The sequence below is a fragment of the Micromonospora sp. WMMD967 genome, assembly GCF_029626165.1.
GTDB classification, from domain to species: Bacteria; Actinomycetota; Actinomycetes; order Mycobacteriales; family Micromonosporaceae; genus Micromonospora; species Micromonospora taraxaci.
This window is the reverse complement of record NZ_JARUBK010000001.1, coordinates 4,341,502-4,361,218: the sequence shown is the minus strand read 5'-3', so window position 1 is coordinate 4,361,218 and position 19,717 is coordinate 4,341,502. Positions and strand designations below refer to the sequence as shown.

General features: G+C 70.3%; 19 protein-coding genes. 6 read left to right on the top strand and 13 right to left on the bottom strand.

Annotated features, from left to right (window positions below):
- Nucleotides 1-16: 16 nt before the first annotated feature.
- The 3 genes from O7631_RS19530 (at nucleotide 17) to O7631_RS19520 (ending at nucleotide 3,019) form a co-directional block, all read left to right on the top strand.
- Nucleotides 17-424, top strand: coding sequence for a YciI family protein (locus O7631_RS19530; RefSeq protein WP_278145535.1), 408 nt, complete (start codon nucleotides 17-19; stop codon nucleotides 422-424).
- Nucleotides 421-1,566, top strand: coding sequence for a DUF6596 domain-containing protein (locus O7631_RS19525; RefSeq protein ID WP_278145534.1), 1,146 nt, complete (start codon nucleotides 421-423; stop codon nucleotides 1,564-1,566). The genes O7631_RS19530 and O7631_RS19525 overlap by 4 nt, the downstream gene beginning before the upstream one ends.
- 424 nt (nucleotides 1,567-1,990) lie before the next feature.
- Complete coding sequence (locus tag O7631_RS19520) at nucleotides 1,991-3,019, top strand: glycoside hydrolase family 11 protein (protein ID WP_278145533.1); 1,029 nt, start codon at nucleotides 1,991-1,993, stop codon at nucleotides 3,017-3,019.
- Nucleotides 3,020-3,317: 298 nt separating this feature from the next.
- Here O7631_RS19520 and O7631_RS19515 read toward each other — a convergent pair whose 3' ends face one another.
- Both O7631_RS19515 and O7631_RS19510 read right to left on the bottom strand, forming a co-directional pair.
- Nucleotides 3,318-4,763 carry a serine/threonine-protein kinase gene (locus O7631_RS19515; protein ID WP_278145532.1) on the bottom strand — a complete coding sequence of 482 codons (1,446 nt, stop codon included), beginning with the start codon at nucleotides 4,761-4,763 and terminating at the stop codon, nucleotides 3,318-3,320.
- Nucleotides 4,764-4,856: 93 nt separating this feature from the next.
- Nucleotides 4,857-5,837, bottom strand: coding sequence for an NAD(P)-dependent alcohol dehydrogenase (locus O7631_RS19510; protein WP_278145531.1), 981 nt, complete (start codon nucleotides 5,835-5,837; stop codon nucleotides 4,857-4,859).
- A gap of 116 nt (nucleotides 5,838-5,953) precedes the next feature.
- Here O7631_RS19510 and O7631_RS19505 point away from each other — a divergent pair, with 116 nt between their 5' ends.
- Nucleotides 5,954-6,670: a TetR/AcrR family transcriptional regulator C-terminal domain-containing protein gene (locus O7631_RS19505; RefSeq protein WP_278145530.1), complete on the top strand. Its 717-nt coding sequence runs from the start codon at nucleotides 5,954-5,956 to the stop codon at nucleotides 6,668-6,670.
- Nucleotides 6,671-6,757: 87 nt separating this feature from the next.
- Here O7631_RS19505 and O7631_RS19500 read toward each other — a convergent pair whose 3' ends face one another.
- The 6 genes from O7631_RS19500 to O7631_RS19475 form a co-directional block, all read right to left on the bottom strand.
- A complete protein-coding gene (locus O7631_RS19500; protein ID WP_278145529.1) occupies nucleotides 6,758-7,651 on the bottom strand; it encodes an SGNH/GDSL hydrolase family protein in 894 nt (297 codons plus the stop codon).
- A gap of 128 nt (nucleotides 7,652-7,779) precedes the next feature.
- Entirely contained in the window at nucleotides 7,780-8,454 is a 675-nt protein-coding gene (locus tag O7631_RS19495) for a hypothetical protein (RefSeq protein WP_278145528.1), read from the bottom strand.
- 56 nt (nucleotides 8,455-8,510) lie between these two features.
- The gene (locus O7631_RS19490) at nucleotides 8,511-9,125 is read right to left on the bottom strand and encodes a dihydrofolate reductase family protein (RefSeq protein WP_278145527.1); all 615 of its coding nucleotides are present in this window, start codon (nucleotides 9,123-9,125) and stop codon (nucleotides 8,511-8,513) included.
- Between the two features lie 106 nt (nucleotides 9,126-9,231).
- Nucleotides 9,232-9,771, bottom strand: a complete 540-nt coding sequence (locus tag O7631_RS19485) for a GNAT family protein (protein WP_278145526.1) — start codon at nucleotides 9,769-9,771, stop codon at nucleotides 9,232-9,234.
- A gap of 193 nt (nucleotides 9,772-9,964) precedes the next feature.
- On the bottom strand, nucleotides 9,965-11,365 hold the full coding sequence (locus O7631_RS19480) for a non-reducing end alpha-L-arabinofuranosidase family hydrolase (RefSeq protein WP_278145525.1): 1,401 nt from the start codon (nucleotides 11,363-11,365) through the stop codon (nucleotides 9,965-9,967).
- A 163-nt stretch (nucleotides 11,366-11,528) separates the two neighbouring features.
- Complete coding sequence (locus O7631_RS19475) at nucleotides 11,529-11,981, bottom strand: OsmC family protein (protein WP_278145524.1); 453 nt, start codon at nucleotides 11,979-11,981, stop codon at nucleotides 11,529-11,531.
- A gap of 159 nt (nucleotides 11,982-12,140) precedes the next feature.
- Between O7631_RS19475 and O7631_RS19470 the strand changes: the two genes are divergently transcribed.
- Nucleotides 12,141-12,854, top strand: coding sequence for a hypothetical protein (locus tag O7631_RS19470; RefSeq protein ID WP_278145523.1), 714 nt, complete (start codon nucleotides 12,141-12,143; stop codon nucleotides 12,852-12,854).
- Between the two features lie 21 nt (nucleotides 12,855-12,875).
- Here O7631_RS19470 and O7631_RS19465 read toward each other — a convergent pair whose 3' ends face one another.
- Nucleotides 12,876-13,643: a class I SAM-dependent methyltransferase gene (locus O7631_RS19465; protein WP_278145522.1), complete on the bottom strand. Its 768-nt coding sequence runs from the start codon at nucleotides 13,641-13,643 to the stop codon at nucleotides 12,876-12,878.
- 140 nt (nucleotides 13,644-13,783) lie between these two features.
- On the opposite strand from O7631_RS19465, the gene O7631_RS19460 reads away from it, so the two are divergent.
- Nucleotides 13,784-15,364: an FGGY family carbohydrate kinase gene (locus O7631_RS19460; protein WP_278145521.1), complete on the top strand. Its 1,581-nt coding sequence runs from the start codon at nucleotides 13,784-13,786 to the stop codon at nucleotides 15,362-15,364.
- A gap of 12 nt (nucleotides 15,365-15,376) precedes the next feature.
- Here O7631_RS19460 and O7631_RS19455 read toward each other — a convergent pair whose 3' ends face one another.
- From O7631_RS19455 to O7631_RS19440, 4 genes are read right to left on the bottom strand one after another with little or no spacing between them, the layout of a single operon-like run.
- Entirely contained in the window at nucleotides 15,377-16,261 is an 885-nt protein-coding gene (locus tag O7631_RS19455) for an ABC transporter permease (RefSeq protein WP_278145520.1), read from the bottom strand.
- A complete protein-coding gene (locus O7631_RS19450) occupies nucleotides 16,261-17,160 on the bottom strand; it encodes an ABC transporter permease (RefSeq protein WP_278145519.1) in 900 nt (299 codons plus the stop codon). Before O7631_RS19450 ends, O7631_RS19455 begins: the two co-directional genes overlap by 1 nt.
- Entirely contained in the window at nucleotides 17,157-18,269 is a 1,113-nt protein-coding gene (locus tag O7631_RS19445) for an ABC transporter ATP-binding protein (RefSeq protein ID WP_278145518.1), read from the bottom strand. The genes O7631_RS19450 and O7631_RS19445 overlap by 4 nt, the downstream gene beginning before the upstream one ends.
- On the bottom strand, nucleotides 18,266-19,486 hold the full coding sequence (locus tag O7631_RS19440) for an extracellular solute-binding protein (protein WP_278145517.1): 1,221 nt from the start codon (nucleotides 19,484-19,486) through the stop codon (nucleotides 18,266-18,268). Before O7631_RS19440 ends, O7631_RS19445 begins: the two co-directional genes overlap by 4 nt.
- Between the last annotated feature and the right edge of the window lie 231 nt (nucleotides 19,487-19,717).

Genomic DNA, 19,717 nt, shown 5'->3' with positions numbered 1-19,717 from the left:
GTCAAGGAGAACCACGATGGCCAAGTACCTGCTGCTCAAGCACTACCGCGGCGGCCCCAAGGCGGTCAACGACGTGCCGATGGACCAGTGGGCGCCGGCGGAGGTCTCGGCCCACATGCAGTACATGCGCGACTTCGCCGCGCGCCTCGAGGAGAGCGGTGAGTTCGTCGACGGTCAGGCCCTCGCCCCCACCGGGACGTTCGTCAGGTACGACGGCGAGGGTCGCCCGCCGGTCACCGACGGCCCGTTCGCCGAGACCAAGGACCTGATCGCCGGCTGGATGGTGATCGACGTCGACAGCTACGAGCGCGCCGTCGAGCTGGCCGGGGAGTTGTCGGCAGCCCCGGGAGCGGGCGGGAAGCCGATCCACGAGTGGCTCGAACTGCGCCCGTTCCTGACCGAGCCGCCCACCATCACCGAGTGAACGAGTCAGTGCTCCGGGGCCTCACCCCGAGCGTGCTCGGCATCCTCGTCCGCCGCGGGGTCGACTTCGCGGCGGCCGAGGACGCCGTGCAGGACGCGCTGGTCGAGGCGGTTCGCGTCTGGCCGGCCGACCCGCCGCGGGACCCGAAGGGCTGGCTGGTCACCGTGGCCTGGCGCCGGTTCCTCGACGCGACCCGGGCGGACGCGGCGCGCCGCCGACGTGAGGACGCCGTGGACGAGGAACCGGCACCGGGGCCCGCGTCGGCGGTGGACGACACGCTGTGGCTCTACTTCCTGTGCGCCCACCCGTCGCTGACGCCGTCGTCGGCGGTCGCGCTCACGCTGCGCGCGGTCGGAGGTCTGACCACCCGGCAGATCGCGCACGCCTACCTGGTCCCCGAGGCGACCATGGCCCAGCGCATCAGCCGGGCGAAGCGCACCGTCTCCGGGGTGCGGTTCGACCAGCCCGGCGACGTCGCGACAGTGCTGCGCGTCCTCTACCTGGTCTTCAACGAGGGCTACTCCGGCGACGTCGACCTCGCCGCCGAGGCCATCCGGCTGACCCGGCAGCTCCAGTCGGCGATCGACCATCCCGAGGTGGCCGGACTGCTCGCCCTCATGCTGCTCCACCACGCCCGGCGCGCCGCCCGCACCGCACCCGACGGCAGCCTGGTGCCCCTGGCGGAACAGGACCGCAGTCGGTGGGACACCGAGTCGATCGCCGAGGGCGTCACGATCCTCCAGACGGCTCTCGCCCGCGACCGGCTGGGTGAGTTCCAGGCCCAGGCCGCCATCGCGGCACTGCACGCGGACGCTCCCGCCGCCGAGGAGACCGACTGGGTGCAGATCGTCGAGTGGTACGACGAACTCGCCCGCCTGACCGACAGTCCTGTCGTCCGGCTCAACCGCGCGGTGGCCGTCGGCGAGGCCGACGGCGCGCGGGCCGGCCTCGCGGCGCTCGCGGCGCTGGACGAATCCCTGCCCCGCTACGCGGCGGTGGCGGCGTACCTGCACGAACGCGACGGCGATGTGGCGTCGGCGGCGCTGTTGTACGCCGAGGCGGCCCGGAAGGCGCCCAACCTCGCCGAGCGTGACCACCTGACCCGCCAGGCCGCGCGGCTCAACGCCGGCCGGTCCAGCTGACCCGTCCCCGCTCCTGACCCGACGCCGATCATCGGATGATTTCGGTCCGGAAAGTGTTCGGAAGTTTTCGGCCCGTCACCCGCGCTTCCAGAACGATCATTACGGCTTCCGGACGGCTCTGATCGACTACTGACCTGGCGAGACGTCACCCTGCGACAACCCGCCGGCCGTCGCCGCCCTACCGCGATGTTTCCGGAAATTGTTGACAAGGCGACAGCCAGGTTAATACGGTCCCCATCGACGGCATTCAATCGCCGTCGTGCACCGGATACCGCGATCCACTCCTCCGCTCGTCGTGCAGGACGACCGGTCAACCACCACCACGCGGTACGACGACAGTGGCCGCCACCCGACCACCGGCAGCCAGCCGAGACGTGCCGCATTGCTGGCCCCCCGCCAGCCGTCACGAGGAGGAAACACCCACATGAGCGACACCAGCCACATCCCCATCGCACCACAGAGGCGCGGCCGGCTACGGCTGCTCCTCGGCGCCGCGTGCGCCGCCGTCGTGGCCGTCGCCGGCACGATGACGGCCACCAACGCGTACGCCGAGGCGGACCGGACGCTCACCTCGAACCTCACCGGCACCCACAACGGGTACTACTTCTCGTTCTGGAAGGACAGCGGCAACGCCAGCATGACGCTGCGTGCCGACGGTCGCTACTCCAGCAGCTGGGACCGCAGCACCAACAACTGGGTCGGCGGCAAGGGCTGGGCCACCGGCAACCGGCGGACGGTCAGCTACTCGGGCACCTACAACCCGGGCAACAACAACACCTACCTCGCCCTGTACGGATGGACGCGCAACCCGCTCATCGAGTACTACGTGGTGGAGAACTTCGGTAGCTACAACCCGAGCAGCGGCGCCACCCGCATGGGCACCGTCACCACCGACGGCGGCACGTACGACATCCTGCGCAGCCAGCGCGTCAACGCCCCGTCGATCGATGGCAACCAGACGTTCTACCAGTACTGGAGCGTCCGCCAGCAGAAGCGGTCGAGCGGCACCATCACCACCGCCAACCACTTCGACGCCTGGGCCCGCGCCGGCCTGAACCTCGGCAGCAACCACGCTTACCAGATCATGGCCACCGAGGGCTACCAGAGCCAGGGCAGCTCCGACATCACCGTCTGGGAGGGCGGCGGCGGCAACCCGACCACCCCTCCCACCACCGGGAACCCGGGCACCGGCAACTGCAACGCGACGCTCTCCGCCGGTCAGCAGTGGGGTGACCGGTTCAACCTGAACGTTGCGGTCAGCGGCACCAACAACTGGGTGGTCAGCCTCGGTCTCAACGGCGGCCAGAGCATCCAGAACAGTTGGAACGCCTCCGTCAGCGGCACCAGCGGCACCGTGACGGCCAGGCCGAACGGCAACGGCAACAACTTCGGCATCACGATCATGGCCAACGGCAACTGGACCTGGCCGACGGTCAGCTGCCGAACCAGCTGACCCTGGGCAACTCCTGAGTCACACCTCTGGCGTGGCGGCTTCGGCCGCCACGCCAGAGTCGTATCAACAGGCCGGCCAGCCGCGCCCCCCACGTCGCACCCACGACAACCGGTGCGGCCCAGGCCGAGCGCGCCCGCTGCCAAGATCCGCGCAACATCAGGGATGTTGGTGTCTCCCGAGCGCTGGAGGCAGCAACATCAGGGAAGTTGCGCGAATCCTGGGCAACGGGCGACGGGCGGCGGGCGGCGGGCGGGCGGCGACGGGCGACGCGGCCATGCGCGGCGGGGTGTTGCGGTACCTAGGCCTGCGGTGTCGATGAGGTCTCTTCTGCGGAGTCCTCCGCCGACGGCTTCTTCGTCGGGTCCGCCACCGGTTCCTCCTCGGGCTCCCCCTCGGGTTCCTCCGAGGAAGTCTCGGTCGGCGCCGCCGTCGTACCGCCCGTGGGTGCTGTCGTCGGGTCGGTCGGGGCGCTCTCGGACGAGGTGGGCGCGGGCCCTCCCCCGGTGCTCGCACCGGGCGACGGGGACTGGCCGTCCGTTTCCGCAGCGGCCGAGCCGCCGGGCGTCGGGGTCGGGGTCGCGGAGCCAGTGGCGCTGACCGGCAGGCCCGCAGAATCTCGGGTGCCCGGGTCACCGCCGCCGGCGCCGGGGCCGGGATCGCGTTGCGACGGCACCGTCGGCGACACGGTGGGTGGCGTCGACGGTTGCCCGGTCCGGCCCGGCATGAGCCCGGTGGGGTCGGCGAAGACCAGGACGGCGGCTGCGGCGGCCATCGATCCGAGCAGCGCCGCGAGCACCTTCGGCCCTGGGCCGCCCGACCGCTTCGCCGCGCTGCCGACGACCGGACGCTGGACCTCGGTGCGCTCGACCGGTGTCCCGATCGGCGCTGCGACGGCGGTCCGCAGCGACTGGTCGGACGAATCCGTGAGTGCCTGTGCGGCAGTGGCCATGGCCGCCGCCGTCGGGAAGCGACGCGCGGGGTCCTTGGCCAGCGCGGTGGTGACCAGCCGCTGGACCGCCTCCGGGACGTCTTCGGGCAGCGGCGCCGGCTCCTCTTCGAGATGCCGCAGCGCCACCGCGACGGCGTTCTCGCCCTGGTGCGGGGGCCTGCCGGCGAGGCAGTGGTAGACGACGGCCCCCAGCGCGTAGATGTCGATCGCCGGGGTGGTCTCGTTCCTGGTGACCTGCTCGGGTGCCATGTAGAGGGCGGTGCCGACGACCTGGTTCGTGCCGGTGAGGCTCGCCGCCTCCTGCGTCACCGCCACACCGAAGTCGACGAGCACGACGTGCCCGTCCGGCTCGATGATCAGGTTGCTGGGCTTGACGTCCCGGTGCACGACGCCGGCGTCGTGTGCGGCCTGGAGCGCACCGGCGGTCTGCGCGGCGATCGACATCGTCTCGGCGACGCCCAGCCGGCCGACCTCGGCGATCCGCTCCGACAGGGGTTGCCCCTGCACACACTCCATGACGATGTACGCGAGGACCGGGGCGTCGGGCCCGGACACCTCACCGTAGTCGTAGACCTGGGCGACACCGGGGTGACGCAGCGCCGCCATCGCGCGGGCCTCGCGGCGGAACCGCTCGCCGAAGCCCGGGTCGGTGACCAACCGGGGTTGCAGCATCTTCACCGCGACGCAGCGGTCCAGGGTTTCGTCGACCGCCCGCCAGACGTCACCCATCCCACCGCTGGCAATGCTCTCGACCAGACGGTAACGGTCTCCGACGACTTGCCCCACAATCGGCATGACACTTTCGGTACCCCGGTCTCCCCGATCTCAAGCACCGCGACGCGACGTCGGATCCCAGGTGTCGTGTCGCGCCGGACCGTCGCGGCCGGGTCAGACGGTGATCACGACCTTGGCCCGCGCGTGCTCGCCCTCCAGGTAGCGCATCGCCAGGGGCACCTCGTGGAGGGGATAGTCCCGGTCGATGACCGGGGTGAGGCGACCGGTCTCGGCGTGCGCGCGGAGCGTGTCCAGGTGGTGCCGGCCGGGGACGGCCGTGAGGACGACGATGCGGTGCCGGACGAACGGCGCCAGCAGCCGGCCGCGCGCGATGAGGCCGATCGGTCCGAGGAGGCTGCCTCCGCGGTACACACCCCCGCCGGAGAGCACCAGCGTCCCGGTCGGGGTCAGCACCCGCCGAAGCGCCCGCAGCGAGCGGTTGCCGACCAGGTCGAACACCACGTCGTAGCGGTGGGTGCCGCGGGCGAAGTCGTCGCGGGTGTAGTCGACGACGTGTTCGGCGCCGAGGGAACGGGCCAGGTCGACGTTGCGGGTGCTGCACACGGCGGTCACTGTCGCCCCGAGCACCGCGGCCAACTGGACCGCGAGAGTGCCGACGCCGCCGGAGGCACCGTTGACCAGAACCCGGTGGCCGGGCCCGACCCGCCCGGCGTCCAGACCCATGAGCGCGGTGACGCCGGCCAACGGCAGGGCGGCGGCCTGCTGCGGGGTCAGGTTCGCCGGCTTCGCCGCGACCAGGTTCTCGTGGACACACACGTACTCCGCGAACGCCCCGTTGGCGTCACCGAGGTCACCGAAGACGGCATCGCCCGGGCGGACCTGTCGGACGCGCGCGCCGACGGCCTCGACCCGGCCGGCGAAGTCGCGGCCGCGGATGCGCGCTCGGGGCCGGGACCGCCCCAGCGCCAGGCGCGCCATCCGTGGGTCGCCCCGCATGGCATGCCAGTCGTACGCGTTGAGCGCGGCTGCCTCCACCCGCACGAGCACCTCGTCGGGGGCGGGCACCGGCGTGTCCACGTCCGCGAGCGTGAGCGTTTCGGGTGGGCCGTACCGGTCCTGCACGATCGCCTTCATGGCTTCACCCCTTCCTAGGTGTACGGCGTACACCTGACGACTCACAGGCTAGGTGTACGGCGTACACCTGTCAAGAGGTCTAGGGTTCGGTTGTCCACCGGACGACGAGGAGCGAGATGGCCGAGCAGGCGGAGACGCTGCGCCGCACGCCGCTGAGCAGGGACCGGGTCCTCCACGCCGCCGTCGCGCTCGCCGACGAGGCCGGGATCGAATCTCTCAGCATGCGCAACCTCGCGCAGGACCTGGGCGTCGTGCCGATGGCCCTCTACAAGCACGTGGCCAACAAGGACGAACTGCTCGACGGCATGATCGACGTGGTCGTCGGCGAGATCCGCGCCTCCGAGCCCGGCGCCGACTGGAAGCGCGCGGTCCGCGAACGCATTCTCTCGGCGCGGGAGGTGCTTCAGCGCCACCCCTGGGCGCCACTGGCGATCGAGTCGCGGAACATGGCGACACCGGCCATCCTGGCCTATCTCGACTCCATGATCGGGACGTTCCGGGCCGGCGGCTTCTCCGTCGACCTCACCCACCACGTGATGCACGCGATGGGCAGCCGGATCCTCGGCTTCAGTCAGGAACTCTTCGACGCCGACCGCCGCGCCGGTCGAAGCGGCAGGGCCGACCCGAACCCACCGACCGCCCTGCCCCCGGAGATCGCGGCCCGGTTCCCGCACGTCGCGGAGATCGCGATGGCGGCGTCGCATGACGACGAGTCCGTCCTCGGGCAGGGCTGCGACGACCAGTTCGAGTTCGAGTTCGCCCTGGACCTGCTTCTCGACGGCGTCGAACGGCTGCACCAACACGGTTGGGCTTCCGCACGCCGGCCTGGCTGAGGCTCCCGCGCACCACGAGGGCCTGATTCAGCGGTGAGTCGGCCCCGCCGCATCCGACGGGGCCGACTCGGCAGATCGCAGGATCGCTCAGCTGTTGAGCGTGGCGAGGAGGGCGGTGGCCATGCCCTGTTCACCCCGGGCGTTCGGGTGGAACGGCGCTGCCGCGTTCTGCGGCACCAGGCCCTCGACCCACCGAGTACCGCTGCTCTTGCACGCGTCACGACCGATCGACGGCGTGTAGACGTCGGAGTAGGTGGCGCCGTTCGCACTCGCGACGCTCGCCAACATCGCGTTCAGCGACTTCTCGATGCCGCGCAGGTACGGCACGTCCTGGTAGGCGATCGGGACGACCGGCCAGCAGCCGTACCCGGTGTCCGGCAGGATCGCCGGGTAGCCCAGCACCACGACCCGCGCGCTCGGCGCGGCCCGGCGAACCGCCTGGAGCACGGCGGTCACCTTCGGCGTCGCGGCGACGATCCTCGCCTGCAACTGGTCGACGCCTCCGGCGGTGTAGCTGTTCTTGCACGGTGACCCGAGCGGGCTGCTGACACTCGCCTCGGCGCAGGCGCCGATGATGCCGGAGAAGCCGATGTCGTTGCCGCCGATCTGCACCGTCACCAGCGCCGTGTTCGACGTGACCGCGTTGAGCTGCGGCGGCAGCGCGGTGCCCAACTGGCCGCTGCCACCGGAGAGGATGTCGTCAGTGGTGGCCCCGGAGCAACTCACGTCGGCGAACGACGACGAGCCGGCGGCCGCGGCCACCAGTGACGGATAGTTGCGGCTGGACCGTAGGCAGTTCAGGTCGGTCTGGCTGGGGATCAACGGGCCGGCGGTGTACGAGTCGCCCAGCGCGACGTAGCGGCCGGTGGGCACGGCCGCGCTGGCGGGGGTGGCGACGGTGAGCAGCACGCCGGCGGTGGCCAGGGTCAGTGCGGCCAGCCGGGTGGCTGCCCGCAGGAGGGGCAGGCGGGGACGGGTCATGGCGCCTCCCAGGGAGGGGGATCACGGGGGGTGGTGGTGCCCAAGATCCTGTCCCCGCCAACGCCGAACGTCAATATAGATGCGCCTCACTAAATAGAGCTCCGGGGTGTGGGCCGGGCCGGTGGCGCTCAGCCCAACGGCGCGTACCACTGGGCGCCGGTGACCCTGATCCGCTTGGACTGCTTGCGGTTCCACTCCACCCGCATGCCGTGTTTGCGCAGCACCGGAAACGCGACCTCGTCCATCAGTCGCTCCAGGTCGGCCTGGTAACCGGCCTGCTGCTCGGCCTCCGACAGACGGCCGTAGGCGGCCTCGTCGAAGTCGGCCGGAGGATAGACGCCGTAGCCGAGGTAGACCGCGCCCTCTTCGCTCTCGAGCAGCGACTCGGTGTCCTGCTGGTGGAACCAGAGGAACCCGCGCCAGTGCCGGGAGTCGTCGCGCTCGTCGTCGATCTCGGCGCTCGCGCAGGTGCCGCAGCAGCTGAAGTTCGCCCGGGCCAGCACCCCCACCTCGTTGAGCTCGGCGAAGGCGCGGGTGATGTTGGCGGTCACCTCACCCCACTGCCGCTGCTGCGCCCGCCGAGCGGCCACCGCCTTGCCGTGCGCCGCCCTCAGCTCGTCGTCGGTGGCGCCGCAGCGCTCCTCCTCGTCGTCGAAGAAGTCGACGAAATCGTCCGCGTCATCCTCACCGCGCACGATCCAGGCCCACAGCTCGTCCTCGATCGCGCTCCGCCCCGGCTCGGGGATGCGATCGGTCAGGAACCGGGCGCCCTCGGGGCGATCGTTGTACGTCCATTCGGTCACGAACGAATCTTCACACGGGCGTACGACGGGCCCGGACGCCCCGGGAGGCGGGCGTCCTAGTTTCCGGCGGGCACCTGGTCCTTGACATCGTCGTAGCCGGCCGGGGTGGGGGCCGCAGTCGGCGCGTAGATCACACGGAGCACACCCGTCGGGAACGACTCCGTCGCCAGCAGGCGCAGGTGGTAGGCCGAATCACCGTCGTCGAACAGCTTGCGGCCCTTGCGTGCCGCTACCGGGTGCACCAGCAGCCGCAGCTCGTCGACCAGACCCGCGGCGAGCAGCTGCTGCACCACGGAGATCGACCCGGGGATCAGGATGCCGCGTACGGCGTCGTCGGCCTTCAGGGCGGCGACGGCGTCGACGAGATCCCCCTGGATCAGCTCCGAGCTACGCCAGGAGAACTCCAGCGGCTGGCGCGAGACGACGACCTTGCGCATGTCCCCGAGCTGCTTGGCGAACGGCGCGTCCTCGCCACCAGCGGCCTCCCGACCGGGCCAGGCGCCGGCGAAGCTGTCGTACGTCTCGCGGCCGATCAGCAGCACGTCGGCGGTCTCGTAGTCCTCGGTGACGGCGCGGCCCATGTTCTCGTCGAAGTACGGGAAGTGCCAGTCAGGATCGATCTCGGCCACGCCGTCGGCCGAGATGAACAGTGTGGAGATGACCTTTGCCATCGCGGGGTCCCTTCGAATCGGGTGATGTCGGTAGCTCGACCGGCGCATCGTCCCAAAATCGTCAGCCACCGGCTGCCCCGATGACGCGTGTCGCATCAGGTAGTTGTCAGCCGGACGTCACCGGAGCGAGCCAGTGCCACGTTTCGAGCAGCTTGAGCTGTCCCAGCCCATTGGTCCGCTCGACGACGTCGTCGTCGCTCCGGACGTATCCGGCGGATGCGGCAACCCGCTGCGAGGGCAGATTGCCCCGCACGATACTCAGCCGCAGTCGGGTGAAGCCGAGCTCTTCGTGGCAGAACGTCGTGATCAACCGCAGGGAACGCGACGCCATACCTCGGCCGCGGTGCGCCGGGCCGCTGGCGTACCCCAGCACTCCGCTCGCCACGTGAAGTGCGACGAGGCCGAGCGGCTCCCCGCCGTCCCGCGTCACGGCCAGGTCGACGATGCCCTGGACCCGGCGGCGCCGGATTCTGACCAGAAAGGCGTCCGCGTCGAACGGAGAAGGAATGTCGGTGTTCGCGGCGATGTCCGCCGCGTCGAAGAGGCCCGGCAGGTGTGGCAGATCGGCGTCGAGCCAGTCGCGCAGCACAATCCCCTCCCCTTCCAGCACGAGAGGGGAGGCGGTGGGATCGACCGCTGACGACACAGTTGAATCACAGCTCACACACCATCGTTGCACGGCTGCCGGCGCGGGCCTGAGCTGTGCAAACGACCGGGCCCTGGACGTGTGGCGCGGACCATGCGCGGTCGGAAGGTCACCCGCACTCGACGTGGTGCGGGCGGGCTCGGCGTGACGCCGAGCCCGCCCGTTCCGGTCGGTCGAGCTTGATCGAACCGTGTCAGCGTTGCAGGGTCAGCAGACCCGGCCGGTACGGCAGCAGCCCGTAGTCGCCGCCGGAGTTGGGCGAACGACCCTGGTAGAGCAGTTGCAGGTTGCAGGCGTTGACGGTCATCGTCTGGTCCGCACTGGTCCGCAGCAGCTCACCGTGGCTGATGTCGTTGGTCCAGGTGGCGCCACTGTTGGCCTTGCCCGCGAACGGGTTGCTCTCGGACGTGGCCTGCGGCGTCCACGAACCACCCAGGCTGGTGGCCGTGAAGGAGCGGAAGTAGCGGCCCTGCGAACCGATCGCCTCGACGATCATCAGGTACTTGTTCAGGCCCTGGAGCTTGTAGACCTGGACAGCCTCGAAGAGGTTGTTCGTCGTGTCACTCATGATCGTCGTGTAGTTGGACCCGAAGCTGCCCGGGAAGTTCCCGATCGGCATGCTCGCCCGATAGATCTTACCGTTGTCACCGGCGAAGAACAGGTACATGTTCTGGCTGTCGCCGATCACCGCCTGGTCGATCGGCCCCGTGCCCGAACCCGTGATGCTCCCGCTGAACAACGTCTGCGCCGACGACCACCCGTTCGGGTTCGTCGGATCAGTCGACGTCCGGTACGAGAACGCCGGTCCACCCCACTGGTAGGCCAGCACCCAGATGTTGCGCGGCGCGAAGTAGAACAACGACGGCGCCACCGTCGCGTTGTTCATCGCGTTCTGACTGGCCGAGCCCATCTGGTTGTAGTTGCTGAAGAGACCGAAGTTCATCGAACCCCACCTGGTCCCGGTGTCGTGCGTGGTGGCGTAGACCAGTTGCTGGCCGTTGTACGGCGCGACGGTGAAGTCCTTCAGCGACACCCAACCCGACCTCGGCTGCGCCAACGCGCCGGTGGACGACCACCGGTACGACGAGGGGAGATCGCAGGTGTTGGTGGGGGGCGGAGTCGTCGGCGGCGGGTCGGTGGGCGGCGGGGTGGTGGTCGGCGGAGTGGTCGGTGTGGTGCCGCCGGTGCACGTGACGCCGTTGAGAGCGAAGCTGGTCGGCACCGGGTTGCTGCCCGTCCACGAGCCGTTGAAGCCGAACGACACCGAGCCGTTGGTCGGGACCGCGCCGTTGTAGCTCACGTTCTTCGCCGTCACCGCCGAGCCGCTCTGCGTCACCGAGGTGCTCCACGCCTGCGTCACCGTCTGCCCGGCGCCGTACGACCACGTCAACGTCCAACTGGTCAGCGGGTCGCCCAGGTTCGTGAGCGCCACGTTGGCGGTGAAGCCGCCCTGCCACTGTGACGCCACGGCGTAGTTCACCGAACAACCCGCTGCCGCGGCGCCCGCCGGCAGCGCCGCGACAACCGACGACGACACCAGTAGGGCAACGCCGGCCGAGACCAGGCCGACATTGGTAGCTCTGGATCTGGTCATATAGCACCTTCCTGACGGGATGGCGGCCAAATGCATTGGTGGTGGTCACTGCGAGCGGAGCGCATGTGAGCGTTAACAGGCCGCGTCAGGTATGTTACGGGAGCGCTCCCATAACCTCAAACCATTGAAGATGTTAATTCTTTAAAGCGTTGAGTGAGCGTGCTCAGCGCGGGTCTTCCGAGGTGTCACCGCCGGCGATGGCGACCGAGACCGGAGCGCCCAGCTCGACCGTACGGGAGACGGTGCACAGGCGGTCGTGCGACTGCTGCAACGACCGGGGCAACGCCTCGCGCGCCCGGTCGCCGTCCGCGCCGGCCGGAAACGTCACTGTGAACTCGACAGTGATGTTCTGCATCCGGTTGCCCCCGGACTCGTCCCGGATCTTGTCGCCGGTGACCGCGACGGAGAACTGCGTCGGTTCCGCGCGGCGGCTGGTGATGTGGTCCACGTCGACCGCGCTGCAACCGCCGATGGCCGCCAGGAGCAACTCCACAGGTGTGAAGCTGGAGTCCTCGCCCGTGCCCAACGACATCGACCCGCCGCGGACGTTGCGCGCAACGTAGTTACCCACACTGGTGCGCTCGATCTGCACCGAGCGGAAAGTGTCCTCACTCATGACAGGAAAACTACCCAGGCTTCGCCGGGACCGTCTGGCGAGTGCGGATCCCCGTCCGCCCGGTGGCCGGGCTCGGTCCGCCACCCCGTCCGCAAGGGAGCAACGGACGAGGCACTAGCATTGCCGCCGTCCACGACGGCTCTGCTGAAACGAGGCGACATGCGTTGGCTCCGGCGGTTGCTGGGCGGTAGGCGGGTCCAGCTCGACCCGGGACGACAGCAGACGCTGTTGCGGGACGCCCAGTCCCGCTACGGCGCCCACGCGCAGGTCCGGTTCCCGGACCAGGTCGAGGCGCTGACCGCGGCGCTGGACAGCGACGACGGCCTGGTGGTGGCAGCCCGGATCGTGAGCCAGGTCGCCGACGAGGCCCACGTGGACCTTCAGGCCCAGGCCCAGGAGATCCACCGACGGACGGGCCGGCGTCTCCTGGTGCACCGACGCAACTACCGGCCGCTGTGGGTGGAGGCCGGCCACGCCCTGCGCTGGCCGCTGTTCGCCCTGCCGAGCGGCTTCCACCCGTACGCGCAGGTGACCGCCGCGGTCACGGTGGTCGGCAGCCGAGCGCCGCGGCTGGACCGGGTGACCGACCCGAACCCGCTGCTGACCCGCGTGTTCGAGGTGCTCGACCTCACCACCGCCGCCTGGGAGTACGGACGGGTGCGGGTCGACACCGACGCCGCCGCCCTGGCCGATCGACTGATCCTGAGCGCCGGGCAGGTCCTCGCGGCCATGGACGAGCCGCCCCGGCTGCCACCGGCGGTCCGGGAGCTGATGCGCCGCAACAACACCGTCAGCGTGCACGACCCGGCCGGCCCTCGGGCGGTGGGTGGCATCAACCTGGGCGCGCGGATGCGCGAGAACTTCCTGGTCTGAGCAGCCGCCGGCGTCGAGGCGCTACCGCTCGTGACGCCGACGGGCGAGGTGGACGACGATGTCGGCGGCGAGGTCGACCGTCTCGGGCAGGACCCGCATGATCCGGTCGAAGACCTGTTCCTGGTCCGAGGTCGGCAGTTCGAGGTACGCCGAGATCGTCGACAGGTGCCCGACGTAGTCGTCGGCGCTCATCGTCAGACGCCGCTCGATCACGACCTGCTGGACATCGGTGAACCACTCGGACCGTTGGAGCTCGGTGCCCGGCCACTGCATCGCATGCCCGGGAGGCGTGCCGTCGGGAGACGGCACCTCGTCGCTCTCCAGAAACGGCGCCCGCGCCGCACGCACCGCCTCCGCCACCGCCGGATCGGCCAGCTGGATCGGGGCGCCGAACGAGGCGAACACGCCACCCGGCTCCACCAGCGCGGCCATCCGCGACCACCGACCCTCCGCCTTCGTCCAGTGCAGCGCCGCGGCCGCGTACACCAGGTCGTAGGTCTTTCCCGGTCGCAGGTCCTCGAATGCGGCCTGCACGGTCTGGACGCGGGACGGCACGTGTTTGCGCAGTTCGGCGAGCATGGCCCCGTCCGGTTCGGTGGCGGTGACGGTGACCTCCCGTCGGGTGAACAGACGGGTTGCCTTGCCTGTCCCCGCGCCGATCTCCAGGGCCGTCCGAACCGGCCGGCCCGCGTAGGCCATCACCAGGTCGAGAAGCTCGACGGGATATCCCGGCCGGTACCGTTCGTATGCTTCCGCCACCATCCCGAAGCTCAGCGCGCGAGCAGACATGCCGACAATCCTGTCACGACTCGCGTCGTCGATGCTCGATCTTCCTCGCCCGATCGACCGCGCGACTGCGCATCGTCAGGGCGACGGCAACTGCGCGCAACCGCTTGCCGGCCCGACGAGCGCCTCCCGACCATTGGCGGATGAGCCCGGGAGGTCCTGTCATCCTCGCGGTCGACCTGGGCACCACGACCGTCCGGGCGGCATCGTTCGCGCTGGACGGCACCGTGCGGCACGTCGAGACACGGCAGTGCCCACTCCTGCAGCCGGCACCCGGCTGGCTGGTGGTGGAGCCCGACGTCCTCGTGGCGGCCACCCTGGCGGCGATGTCCGCCTGCGCCGCCGCCACCGGAGGCGCGGAGGTCGTCGCTGTCACGCTCAGCACGGCCAGGGGCGCCCTGATCGGGTTGGACGCGACGCTGACGCCGGTGACGCCGCTGGTCACCCGGCACGACTCACGGTCCGCCGAGGCAGCCCGCGACCTGCGGTCCTCCGGTCAGAGCCGAGAGTTGCACCGGTTGTCGGGCACACCTGTGCACCCGGGCAGCCCGCTCTGCAAACTCATGTGGTTCGCCCGCCACGAGCCGTACCTCTGCGCGGCGACCCCGTGGTGGGTCGGCCTCAAGGACTACGTGCTCCACCGGCTGACCGGGGCGGTGGTGACCGAGCTGTCCTCGGCTTCCGGCACCGGACTGTTCGACGTCCACCGGAGAATGTGGAGTCCCGCGGTCCTCGACCTCGCCGGGGTGTCCGAGAGTCAGCTGCCCCCGGTCCTGCCCACGACGGCCGTCCTGCGGCTGTCGGCGACGGCAGGACGGTCGGTCGGCCTGCCGTCCGGCACGCCTGTCGTCGTGGGCGCGTGCCAGGAACCGTTGCGCGCTCTGGGCACCGCGGCGATCGACAGCACCGTCGCGGGTGTGACGCTGGGGGCCACCGGATCCCTGCGGACGGTGGTCACGGCTCCCCTCGTCGACGCGACGGAGACCTTCACCTGCGGCGCGTTGACCGAGGACGCCTGGGTCCTCGGCGCCACCGTCGGCAACGGCGGCAACGTCGTGCGGTGGGCCGGTCACACCCTCGCGCCCGACCATCCCTCGGCGCCCGGGGACGACTGGGCGCCGCCCGCGCTGCTGAGGCTCGCCGAACGGATCGCCCCGGGAAGCGACGGCCTCGTGATGCTGCCCCACGCGCGCGACGACCGGGCCTACCCGGAGGGCTCCGGCCCGTTGGGGGCGTACCTGGGGTTACGTGGGCACCACTCTCGCGGTCATCTGGTGCGGGCCGCCGTGGAGGGCGTCTGCCTGCAACTCGGTGACGTCCGCGACCGCCTGGCCGAGGTGACGCCGGTCAGCAGCGTTCACCTGGCCGGGGGCGCGTTCTCCTCTCCCCTGTGGCGGCAGGTGATGGCGGCGGTCCTGGACTGTCCGGTGCAGGCGTCGGGCGCGGCCGACGACGCGGCCCTCGGCGCGGCCGCGCTCGGGCTCTTCGCGATCGGTCTCTCCCCCGACCTGCGGGGGGCGGTCACCCACCTCGATCCGGAGGGCACCCGCAGCGAACCGGTCACCGTCGACCCGGCCCTCGCCACGGCGTACCGCGGCCTACGGACGAAGCTGCCCGTACTCCGCACTGTGGTGGGACGGGTGGGTGAGATCCTCGACGAGGCCGCCGCCCCGCACGTCGCCTGGCGGACCGACGCGCTGCCCCACGATGTCGTGGGCGGTTGACCGGGCCGCCGTTCAGTGCTCCGGCTCGTCCTTGACCCGGGCCACGAGCTGCGTCGGATTGACGTAGCGCAGGGCCACGACGAGCAGGACGAGCATCATCGAGGTGTAGATGACCGCCATGGCGTCGACCGACTGCTGGGCCCGGATCCCGGACGCCGACATCGAGTAGTAGAGCGCCACCACGAGGGTCTGCGAGTCCGGTCCGGCGGTGAGGAAGGTCAGTTCGAACATCCCCACGGTCCGCACGAGGACGAGGATCGCGGAGGCGAGGATGCCCGGCACGAGCAACGGTGCGAGGACCCGGAGGAACACCGTCCGCAGTCCCGCGCCGCACATGCGCGCGGCGCTCTCGACCCGCGGGTCGATCTGTTCGATGAACGGGGTCATCGTCAGGATGACGAAGGGCACCGAGGGTACGAGGTTGGCGAGCACCACCCCGGACATGTTCCCGGCCAGACCGAACTTGTAGAGAACGGTCGCCAGGGGAATGCCGTACGTGATCGGCGGCATCAGGATGGGCAGCAGGAACACGAGGAAGATCAACCGTTTGCCGGGGAACGACCGCCGCGCGAGCACATAGGCCGCCGGCACGCCGATCAGCAGCGAGAGACCCACGACGAGCGCGGAGACCTCCAGCGTCACGACGATGACCCGCAGGAGCGCGAACTCCTCCCAGGCCCGCCCGTACCAGCTGGTGGTGTAGCCGTCGGGCAACCAGGTGTCGAACCAGCGCCGGCCGAACGAGCTGACCAGCACGGACGCCACGACGCCCAGCAGGTTGAGGAAGAAGAAGACGACGACGCCCCACACGATCCAGGCGGCGGGCCGCGCGACGACGCGCCGACGTCCGGTACGGGCGGGGGGCGACGCCGGTGGCGCCTCGGTGATCGTTGCCATCAGCCCTTGCCTCCCGTGGAGCCGGTGTAGAAACGGCTGCGCGCGGCCAACACCACCGCGATGATGACCAGCTCGACGAACCCCATGATCATCGCGATGGCCGAGGCGTACGGGTAGTCGTACTGCTCGTACGCCGCCTGGTACGCGGCGAGGGAGATGACCCGTGTCTCGCCGGCCGGGTTGCCGACCAGGACGGCCGACGGGAACACGCTGAACGCCAGCACGAACGTCAGGCAGAACGTCGTGGCCAGGCCGGGCATCAGGAGCGGGAGGGTGATCCGGGTGAACCGGCGACGCCAGTCCGCCCCCAGCGTCGCGGCCGCCCGTTCCAGGGTCGGGTCGATGCCGGAGAGGTACGAGAGCACCAGCAGGAACGCGAACGGAAAACCGGTGATCACCAACGAGAAGAAGACACCCCAGTAGTTGTGGGTCAGTCGCACCGGCTCGTCGACGAGGTTCGTGGCCAGCAGGATCCGGTTGAACCAGCCGGTCGGGCCGAGGAAGTTCAGCAACCCCTGGGCGGTGAGCACCGTCCCGAGCGTGATCGGCACGACCAGCAGCGTGGTGACCAGCCGCTTGGCCCGGAAGCGTCCGCGCATCCGGTAGGCGATCGGCACCGCGGCGAGGACGTTCAGCAGCGCGGCGGGCAACGCGATGCGCAGCGTGATCCAGATCGTGCCCCGCTCGTAGGCGTCGGAGAAGAACCGGGCGTAGTCGCTGAACGGCCCACCCCTGGTCGGCTGGAACGAGAGCCCCAGCCCGTAGAAGAACGGGTAGAGGAACAGGGCGACCACGAACACCAGGGCCGGGACCAGCAACCAGAGCTGACGGTCGACGCCCCGCTCGGCGAGACGGTGCTGCCAGTGCGTCAACGGTCTGCCGGGCCGGCTGCCGCTCACCGCGCCGCCTCCACGACGTCCGCGAGGCGGTCGGTCGGCTGTGCCGCGTCGGCGGGATAGACGAGCAGCCGCCGTGGGTCGACGGCGAGCGTGACCTGGTCGCCCGGTGCGATGCGCCGCTCGGTACGCAGGTGCAGCAACAGGCCCGTGTCGGTGCGCGCCTCGGCCGCCAACTCGCGCCCCTGGTACTCCACCACCTCGATGGTGGCCGGCAGGACGTCGCGGGTCTCGCCGGACCCGTCGACGCGGACGTCCTCGGGGCGCACCGCGACCACCGCATCCACCCCGGCGCGCAGGTCTCCGACGGCCTCGCCGACCAGTCGATGACCGGACGACCCGACGGTGGCCCGCACGCCGTCGACCTGCTCGACCCGGCCCGGCCACAGGTTGCGGTAGCCCATGAAGTCGGCGACGTGCCAGTTCGCCGGCCGGGTGTGCAGCTCACGCGGCGACCCGACCTGCTGCACCCGACCCTCCCGCAGCACCACCAACCGGTCGGCCAGGGACAACGCCTCCTCCTGGTCGTGCGTGACGTAGACGGTGGTGAGGCCCAGCGACTGGTGCAAGCGGCGGATCTCGGTGCGCATCTCCAGACGCAGTTTGGCGTCGAGGTTGCTCAACGGCTCGTCCATCAGGACGAGGGACGGCTCGAACACCACGGCACGGGCGATGGCGACGCGTTGCTGTTGACCACCCGAGAGCTGGCCGGGCAGCTTGTCGACGTGATCCTCCAGCCGCACCAGCCGCACCGCCTCCTCGGTACGCCGGCGCGTCTCCTCCTTCGGCAACCGCCGCATCCGCAGCCCGAAGGCGATGTTCGCCCGTACCGTCAGATGGGGGAAGAGCGCGTAGCTCTGGAACACCATGCCGAAACCGCGCCGCTCCGGCGGCAGCGTGTCGATGCGGCGCTCGTCCTGCCAGATGCTCCCGGCCGTCAACGGCAGGAGCCCGGCCAGGCAGTTCAACGCCGTCGACTTGCCGCAGCCGGACGGGCCGAGCAGGGCGATGAACTCGCCCGCCTCGATCGTCAGGTCCAAGTCGGTGAGCGCGGCCTGCCCACCGAACCGGCGGGACACCCCGTCCAGGCGGAGTCGGGCGAAGGCGCTCATCCCTGCTTGACCTTCCCGCCGCCGATCTCACGGTCCCAGCGGTTGAACGCCGCCACGAGACTCTTCGCGTCGAGCGGGACCTCGGTGGGGTTGCCGGCGATCAGCGCGTCGTACTCGGGGCGGCCGAACTCGCGGATCGCGTCCTGGCTCTTCTGCGGCGCTGACGTGAGCTGGACGTCCTTCACCGCCGGCCCGGGGTAGAAGTACCCCTCGTCGTACGCCTTCGCCTGCTGCTCGGGGGTCAGCATGAACGCCAGCAGGGCCAGCGCGGCGGCCTGCGTGTCGGTCGACACGCCCTTGGGCATGACGGCGTAGTGCGCGTCGGTGACCCAGTGGAACCCGTCGATCGTGGCGATCTTCGCGTCCTTCGGCACCGTGCCCAGCACCCGGGGGTTGATGTCCCAACCGGTGGTGCTGACGATCAGATGGGCGGTGCCGTTGGCGAGGTTCTTCATCGTCTCGGTGGTGCCGGACGGGTAGTAGTCGACGTACTGGCCCAACTCCTTCAGGAAGGCCCACGTCTTGTCCCAGCCCGCGGTGGGGTCCTTGGGGTTGGCGTCGCCCAGGATGTAGGGCAGACCCATCAGGAACGTACGCCCCGGACCGGAGTTGGCCGGTCGGGCGTACTGGAACCTCTTCGGGTTGGCCTTGGCCCAGGCGAGCAGGGCCTGCGCGTTGGTGGGTGGCGTCGCGAGTCGCGACGGCAGGTATTCGAGCAGTGGGCCGGACGGGTAGTAGGTGACTGTCACGCCGGCGTTACCGGCGAGCTTCTGCATCGCGGCGGCCGGTTCCAGGTAGTTCCGCATCCCGCCGAGACGGTCGGCGAACGCCGGCAGCACGTCGACCCACAGCCCCTGCTCGATCCCGGCCGCGAGGCCGTCGACGCCGGTCAACACCAGACCGATGTCCACCCGGTCCGCACCCTGCTGGGCCTTGATCTTCCCGGCCAGCTCGGGCGCCGGCGCCTTCGAGTACGTCACCCGCGAGATCACGTCCGGGTTCTTCGACACGAACTCGTCGATCATCCCCTGGGTCAGCTGCAGGTTGCCGGCCACGTCGAGGACGTTGAGCGTCACCGCCCGGCCGGGTCGCTGCGGCACCTCTCCGGAGGTGTCACCCGAGGTGTCGCCGGGGGTCTCCGGCGCCCCGCACCCGACCGCGCCCACCAGGAGCGACGATGCCGTGACCAGGAGGGCGCCTCGCCGCGTCATACCCATCAGCCGTCTCCTTCGTCGGCTACCCGGCCCGGCCAGGTAGGTCCACGCTCCGCTCAGGTGGGGTCGCCCGTGAGGCCGCCCGCCATGGGCCATCTGCGATGCATTCAGACAGCCGACGTGCCGCAACGGCAACGGGTTGCCATGTATTGCCTCGCGCGAATACGTTCCTGGGCCGGAATGTTGCCGGGGCATTGCCGAGTGCGCACCGTCGTCATAACATGATCACGGCGC